Source organism: Hyphomonas sp., assembly GCF_040882205.1.
Lineage (GTDB): Bacteria > Pseudomonadota > Alphaproteobacteria > Caulobacterales > Hyphomonadaceae > Hyphomonas.
Map to the genome: position 1 here is coordinate 1 of NZ_JBBEBT010000050.1, position 7,448 is coordinate 7,448.

Consider the following 7,448-nt stretch of genomic DNA (forward strand, 5'->3'; position numbering starts at 1 on the left):
AGCTGCCAGAAATTCCGCGCGATATCGCCGCCCCCGCGATGACAGGCGCAGGCGCCCGCACCACCTGGATGCCTCGCCCGGCCAGGATTGTCACGGTCACTGCTGGCGCCATGAAGCTGCCCAGCTCAATGACCGCATCAGGCCGCGCGAAGGAAAAGTTTGGCGCATCGCGAGCGGTCTTCACGCTTGTCCTCGGCAGGGGCGGCGGCGGCGCAGCCAGCGACAGGACCGGCTGCGTCCTGATCGCCGGCTTGCCGGGCACATTTTCCCGAGGCGTCACGGCCGTCAGCGGCCGGTCAGGACTGGCCGCAAGCATTACCTCGTCGACCTGTATCAGCCAGCTCGCCAGCATCGCTCCAGACCAGCCCCGCGTCATAGTCATGCGGCAGGGTGACCGTCCTTGCGCCTTGCGCAAACGCGGCGGGCGACAGGACAATAGCGGCCGTAACGGCCGATACGGCGGATTTGAACGTGGATCACTCCTGCAGAGTTAGGGGCCCGCCCAAAATGGCCGGACCGGAAACTCCTCCTGCAGCACGAGGTCGCCTCAACTGGCGTCTCCCGGGACATCGCCCCCCTCGGGCAATGTGGGCTTCCCCGTGCGGCCAAGGTTCAGGTTGTATCACAACAATTACCTTGCACTTGCAGCAGGGCAAGCGCCCGCTTTTCATCCGCTGGGGCCGCGTCACGCTTACCTTTGCCGGCACGCAGGGCTTCGCCGGGTTCTTCTGCAGCCGGATCAAGCGCGCCAATCGTCGGCAGCGCTGCGCAGGCTGCCGGCGCCCGCCTCATGCGCGCCCTCGCTGCTGAGGGTTCAGTCACTGTCGCGAGAGGCGTGCCTTGCGCGGGCACTCCGTGCACGTTCATTCGAAAACAGTGCACAACAACTCCTCCCAGCCCGTCAGGCAACTCTCCCTCTCTGAAGCTGGGGGAAGAGCCAGCGAAATTCAGAAGATCTACCCCCTGGTCTCCGCCTCCGCGGCCGGGCCTGCTGCGTGAAGCCGGCCTCAACACCCCATCAGAATTCCTCGTTTGCGCGCTCCCCCGCGCCTGTGCCATCACAGCCCCCCAAGGACGGAGTGCCCCGATGCCCAGCTATCCTTTCTACCAGGTTGACGCTTTCGCCTCGAAAACCTTCGAGGGAAACCAGGCCTGCGTCATGCCGATGGACGCATTCCTGCCGGACGAAACCCTTCTCGCCATCGCGGCGGAGAACAATGTCGCCGAAACCGCCTATATCGTCCCGGCGGGGGAGGGCATTTGGAAACTGCGCTGGTTCACGCCGGCAGTGGAAGTCCCGCTCTGCGGCCACGCGACGCTTGCTTCGGCGCATGTCCTCTTCGCCTATGGCGGCTTCACCGGCGAGACCATCGCCTTCGATACGGTTAAATCCGGCCGCCTCCTCGTACGCCGCCTGGCGGGCGGACAACTCGAGATGGACTTCCCATCCGCGCCCGTCCGGCCTGTTCCGGTTACGGATGAAATCGCCGCCGCGCTCGGCGTACGGCCCGTCGAGGCCTGGGGCGGCATGTTCTACGCAGCGCGCTTCGAAACACCGGCGGACGTGCGCGCGCTGAGCCCCGACCAGCGCGCCCTCAGGACGCTCGGCGCCGATGGGGGCGGCTGGGACCGCGGCAATTTCGGATGCTTCGCGCTCGGCGGCGACGGCGTGGACGCTACCTCGCGCTTCTTCGCGCCCGGCTCCGGCATCGACGAAGACCCCGCCACCGGCAGCTGGCACACGATGCTCTCGCGTATCCTTGCGGAAAACTTCGGCAAGCCCGAGGCGCGCTGCTTCCAGGCCTATCCCGGCCGCGGCGCCCATGTCGGCGTGAAGCTCGAAGGGGACCGCTGCAAGCTGACGGGCGCCGCCGTGACGGTCATCGAAGGCCGGTTCAGCCTCTAGGCTGGAACTTCCTCTCCCGTCCAGTCGAAGCACTTCCCTGAATCCTCCGGGGTCAAGCCATCTATCACGTCCAGAAGGTACCCCGCGGCCTGCGCCGGTGTGAACAGTTTGCCCTCCGCCACGCCGCCCTGAAATGCTTTTGAGAGCCCGGTATCAACCGTACCCGGATGAAGTCCCACGCAGATACTCTCCGGCGCCCGCCGCGACTGCTCGATCGCAAAATTGCGGAGCAGCATGTTCAGCGCCGCCTTCGAGGCGCGGTAGGCATGCCAGCCGCCCAGCCGGTTGTCGGAGATCGACCCGACCCGCGCCGACAGCGCCGCAAACACGCTGCGTTCCGCCTTGGGCATCAGCGGCAACATGTGCTTGGCAATCAGCGCCGGCGCAATCGTGTTGGCCGCGAACACGCGCTGGAACGCATTACTCGTCATTGCCCTGTAAGTCTTCTCCGGTTGCAGGTCCGTGTCCGAAAGAAGCCCGCTGGCGACGAGGCAAAGCTTGACTGGCCCCGCTGCGCCGATCTCGGCGGCCAGCGGCGCGAGCTCTGCTTCGTCGGTGAACTCGGCCTGCCGGTTCACCGCGCCCGCGATTTGCGCGCCCGAACGCGAAACCGCATATATCAACGCATACTTGCCGGAGGCGATCAGGCCCTCTGCCAGCGCCCGCCCGATATCTCCCGAACTTCCAAACACAACCGCAATCATAATGCTGCGTCAGCTAGGGCGAACCGCGCATCAGGAAAGAGAGGTGGATCGGTTCGTCTGAACATCTGTTGATCGCGGGATAAGTGGATCTTTGCCAATTGCGAGAGCGCTTGTGGAGCGGTAGTAACACTGTCCGTCTTCGGCGAAATGCGGCCCTGACGGCGGTGAGGCAGCCGAACGACACGAACCGATTGACCCTGCCGCTCGCCGCCGATTACGATCAGAGCCGACCCTAAACGGCCGGTCAGGACCATCTCTGCGCCAGAAGCCTGGACCCATGACCCTGAATCGCTAGAGGAAAGCACCCTCACTGCAGGACCCCGGCCAAACAGCCTCCGGGTTTGCAGGCGCGGTTCAAAGCGGTACGGAAGGCCGGATTCTTTACACATCTCGATCGTGTCCCGCAGCGTGGTGTAGCTGACGGTTAGCGAAGTCGCCCGCGCAGCGCTTGTCCCGAGAGCTGGCGGAGCGGGCGACTTTGCGGGTGGTCATCGGCGATTTCCGTTAGGGTTTGGTTGCGACACCGACCCACAACTGGAGACACCGCCGATGACCGACGACATGATGAACCTGCGCACGCTTGTAGAGAAGACCCCGGATGCCGATTTGCTGCGTGAGATGCTCGGCTTTGCGGGCGAACGCCTGATGGAACTGGAGGTCGGTGCAGCGACCGGCGCGGCGCATGGGGAGAAGTCTGCTCTGCGCCTTGCCCAGCGCAACGGATACCGTGACAGGGACTGGGGTGAGGCGGGCTAGAAATCGCATGTCGATTTCCCGCCGAACCGGGCCGGAACGGTCGAGCTGCGTATCCCGAAGCTGCGCAAGGGCAGTTACTTCCCCTCATTTCTGGAACCGCGCCGGATGGCCGAGACGGCGCCAAGGCTATGGGGATGAGCGGGATTTCCAAGAGCCAGGTCAGTCGGCTGTGCGAGGGTACGGCGGGTCAGAAATCAATCGAAAATCGATTTCCCGCCGAACGACGAGAAGGTCACCGCCTTCCTCCAGCGACCGATCGAAGGCGATTGGCCTTACGTCTGGATCGACGCCACTTACATGAAGGTCCGCCGCGGTGGCCGCATCGTGTCTGTCGCCGTGATCATCGCCGTCGGCGTCAATGCCGATGGCCGCCGCGAAGTGCTGGGCATGGAGGTTGGCACATCGGAGGCCGAACCGATCTGGACCGAGTTCCTGCGCAGCCTGACGCGGCGGGGCCTGCGCGGGGTCAAGCTGGTGATCTCCGATGCCCATGAAGGCATCAAGGCGGCGGTCTCGAAAGTGCTGTGCGCGACCTGGCAGCGTTGCCGGGTTCACTTCATGCGCAACGTGCTTGGCCATGCCGGCAAGAGCGGGCGGCGCATTCGCCGGGAAAACGATCCCCCGGATCGTTTTCTGGCCCGGCTCATTCTCGGCCTTCATCGCCACAGCCTTCGCCCAGGAAACACCTGAAACTGCCAGCCAGCAACGGCGCGCCGTTGCCGACGAGGTAAGGCCGAAAGTACCCAAGCTCGCGGCGATCATGGATACTTCCGAGCCCGATGTGCTGGCCTGCATGTCGTTCCCGAAAGAGCATCGCACAAAGCTGCACTCGACCAATCCGATCGAGCGGCTCAATGGTGAGATCAAGCGGCGCACCGACGTCGCCGGCATCTTTCCAAACGACAAATCCATCGTCAGGTTCGTCGGCGCACTCCTGCTTGAACAGAACGATGAGTAGGCACTCACCCGGCGATACATGTCACTGGAAAGTCTCGCCGGGATCGTCAGTAACCCTGTTCTCAGTCTGCCCGGTGTGGGCAACTGAAACCATCACCGCAGCCGAAACGGCGTGCACGAATTACATCATGTGATGGGACGCTACCGGGTTTGCCGGCGCGGTTCAGAAAGATGGGGCAGAGAGCATGAGGGTAAAAGCCAGCTGAGACAGACTGGCACTTTACCGCGCCTGGATAAAAATTTTGCATAAACTGGAATTAAATTCGCACTGCGTTCTTAATCTCTTATCAGCGGTTCAAATGATACAAATGTCTTTGTGCTGACTAATGTTCAAATTGTCAGTCTATGAAACCGAAGGAGACTCAGGGAGCGCCTCGGCCCGCGCCAGAATGGTTTGCACAGCAGCATCCGAAAGATCGGGCGGATAGCCCTGCTTTTTCAAGATCCGCTTCACCAGAACACTCATCCGGGCCCGGGCGCTTGCCGAATAACGGGTAATAAACGAATCCATGGTTATACTTCGTTCCCGGTTTAAGGAGGAGGCAGAATTGCGCCCAGGACAAAAAATGCTGAGCCAGGTGAACCGGCTTAGGGCTTTTACTCGCGACATCCGCGGCATGACCGCGGTCTGGTTTGGCCTGTCCCTCTTCCCGGTCGCGCTGCTGGTGCTCGGCGGGATCGATTTCGCGCGGGCGTCCTCGGAGAAGGCCCTGCTTCAAAACGCCCTTGATACGGCGGTACTTATGGCGGCCCGCGCCGGACAGCTGACCGACGACGAGCTCGGCGCCGTGGGCGGCGCTGCACTACAGGCGCAGCTCATAGCATCCGGAAGCGTCTCCAGCACGTTCACCTCGGCCTTCAGCAACGGAGAAAACGACTCCGTGACCGGGGTTGTAAACGCCAAGGTCGGGACGATCGGTCTGGGTCTTATGAACGTCGACTACCTGAAGATCGAGGTATCCACGGAAGTCCAGAGGGGGCTGGACGAAACGATTGAGCTGGCGCTTGTTCTCGACACGACCGGGTCGATGTCCGGCGCTCGCCTGACCAGCCTCAAGACCGCAGCCACCAATCTGGTCAACACCCTCACGGCCGACGCGAAGGCTAACGTCAAGATCGCCGTAGTTCCCTTCGCCCAATACGTGAACACCGGTGTTGCGCGGCGTAACGAACCCTGGATGGATGTTCCCGCCGACTGGACCCAGAACGTTAAGGGCAGTTGCTGGACCCAGACGAGCAAAACGACCTGCCAGACGAAGTATTTTGCCTGCGTCAAGTATAATGACGGCGTGCCATACAATTCGACATGCTCCCAGAATTTCAACTGCGTCACCGTCCCGCTGAAACCGCCGATCACCCACTGCTCTAAGGACTCGACGGTCAAGCACACCTACTATGGCTGCACAGGCTCTCCCGCCTATCCGAAGAACGTGTCTGACGATGATCCGAAGCGCCGCTATCCTGGCTACCTCAACATGACCTGCGGTTCGGTCATCACGCCGCTCACTACCAACATGACCACCGTGAAGCAGGCGATCACTGCGCTGTCGGCGTCAGGCGAGACCTACATCCCCTCCGGCCTCGCCTGGGGCTTCAACGTGATCTCAAGTCCGATCCCGTTAACAGAGGCTGCGCCCTATGGGAAGGACGGCGTAAACTCAAACCCTCGCAAGGTGATCGTCCTGATGACGGATGGTCAGAACACACAGCGCATGAACCATGGTAACGGTATGCATAACGTCAACGCAGTGAACAATCCAACCGAACCGAATAACTACACAAAAGAACTTTGTACCAACATCAAGGCCAAAAATATCGAGGTCTACACTGTGGCTTTCGAAGTTACGGACAAAACTATCAAAAAAATCCTTGAAGACTGCGCCAGCAGTAAAACACACTTTTTCGACGCATCAGATTCTGCTCAGTTGACCAAGGCCTTCGCCGAGATATCCTTCTCGCTGCGATCCCTCTTCATCGCCCGGTAGATCATCGCCGCCGACCCTATCGCTGGCGCGTCAGCGCAAGGCCCTCACTCCTACCTCAGCCTGCTCGCAGGCCGTCGCCGCCTCATGCCGGCAAGAGCGGGCGGCGCATTCGCCGGGAAAACGATCCCCCGGATCGTTTTCTGGCCCGGCTCATTCTCGGCCTTCATCGCCACAGCCTTCGCCCAGGAAACACCTGAAACTGCCAGCCAGCAACGGCGCGCCGTTGCCGACGAGGTAAGGCCGAAAGTACCCAAGCTCGCGGCGATCATGGATACTTCCGAGCCCGATGTGCTGGCCTGCATGTCGTTCCCGAAAGAGCATCGCACAAAGCTGCACTCGACCAATCCGATCGAGCGGCTCAATGGTGAGATCAAGCGGCGCACCGACGTCGCCGGCATCTTTCCAAACGACAAATCCATCGTCAGGTTCGTCGGCGCACTCCTGCTCGAACAAAACGACGAGTGGCCCGTCCAGCGCGCCAGGTACATGACACTGGAAACGATCAGCCAGAAGAGCGATGATCTCCTCGTCAGCCTGCCAATCACGACGCGCGCCATGCCAATGGCGTTTTAAAGATGATGCCCAACAAGACCGACACGCACGATGCCCGAGGTCTTGCCCAGATCATACGCACGGGCTGGTTCAACGCCGTGCAGATCAAAAGCCACAACGCTTATGTTAACCGAGCGATGCTCACAGCGCGGGATGCTCTGGTCGGCATGCGTTTGCGGCTGGAAAACGAAATCCGGGGTTTGTTGAAGACCTTCGGGGTCATGTTCGGAAAGCGGGTCGGTGGCTTCAAACGCCGCGCCGACGAAATCATCGAAAGGGAGCTTGCTGTTGCGCCTGAGCTCATTCCGGTCTTTGAGGCACTGATGCAAGCCCGGCGTGACATCTTGGCCCGCATCGCTGTGCTCGACAAGAAGATACAGGCGATAGCCAGGCGACATGAGACAGTACGTCTACTGATGACAGCTCCTGGTGTCGGGGTGATCACCGCCATGGCAGTCGTTGCTGCCTTTGACGATGCCGCCAGGTTCCGCAGTTCGTCGAGCGTGGGCGCTTACCTCGGGCTCACCCCAAGACGATACGAATCCGGAGAGGTCAGCCGGAACGGCCGGGTGTCGAAACGCGGAGACA

At 61.5% G+C, this 7,448-nt stretch carries 5 protein-coding genes and 3 pseudogenes; 5 read left to right on the plus strand and 3 right to left on the minus strand.

Features of this window, described 5'->3' with window-relative positions; all coding sequences use genetic code 11:
- Window positions 1-382, minus strand: a pseudogene (locus WEA77_RS02440) (hypothetical protein); the annotation flags it as partial.
- 705 nt (window positions 383-1,087) lie between these two features.
- On the opposite strand from WEA77_RS02440, the gene WEA77_RS02445 reads away from it, so the two are divergent.
- Window positions 1,088-1,906: a PhzF family phenazine biosynthesis protein gene (locus tag WEA77_RS02445; protein ID WP_368066280.1), complete on the plus strand. Its 819-nt coding sequence runs from the start codon at window positions 1,088-1,090 to the stop codon at window positions 1,904-1,906.
- Here the strand turns inward: WEA77_RS02445 and WEA77_RS02450 are convergent.
- Window positions 1,903-2,610, minus strand: a complete 708-nt coding sequence (locus WEA77_RS02450) for an SDR family NAD(P)-dependent oxidoreductase (protein WP_368066281.1) — start codon at window positions 2,608-2,610, stop codon at window positions 1,903-1,905. The two genes, WEA77_RS02445 and WEA77_RS02450, sit on opposite strands and share 4 nt — an antisense overlap.
- 549 nt (window positions 2,611-3,159) lie before the next feature.
- On the opposite strand from WEA77_RS02450, the pseudogene WEA77_RS02455 reads away from it, so the two are divergent.
- Window positions 3,160-4,321: pseudogene (locus tag WEA77_RS02455) on the plus strand (IS256 family transposase); the annotation flags it as partial.
- A gap of 345 nt (window positions 4,322-4,666) precedes the next feature.
- Here the strand turns inward: WEA77_RS02455 and WEA77_RS02460 are convergent.
- Window positions 4,667-4,834 (minus strand): type I restriction enzyme endonuclease domain-containing protein, encoded by a 168-nt coding sequence (locus tag WEA77_RS02460; protein ID WP_368066282.1) that lies wholly within the window; start codon window positions 4,832-4,834, stop codon window positions 4,667-4,669.
- Between the two features lie 55 nt (window positions 4,835-4,889).
- On the opposite strand from WEA77_RS02460, the gene WEA77_RS02465 reads away from it, so the two are divergent.
- The 3 genes and pseudogenes from WEA77_RS02465 to WEA77_RS02475 form a co-directional block, all read left to right on the plus strand.
- Window positions 4,890-6,308 carry a VWA domain-containing protein gene (locus WEA77_RS02465; protein WP_368066283.1) on the plus strand — a complete coding sequence of 473 codons (1,419 nt, stop codon included), beginning with the start codon at window positions 4,890-4,892 and terminating at the stop codon, window positions 6,306-6,308.
- Between the two features lie 156 nt (window positions 6,309-6,464).
- A pseudogene (locus WEA77_RS02470) lies at window positions 6,465-6,881 on the plus strand (transposase); the annotation flags it as partial.
- Between the two features lie 5 nt (window positions 6,882-6,886).
- On the plus strand, window positions 6,887-7,448 hold a 562-nt coding region (locus WEA77_RS02475), incomplete at its 3' end, for an IS110 family transposase (RefSeq protein WP_368066284.1).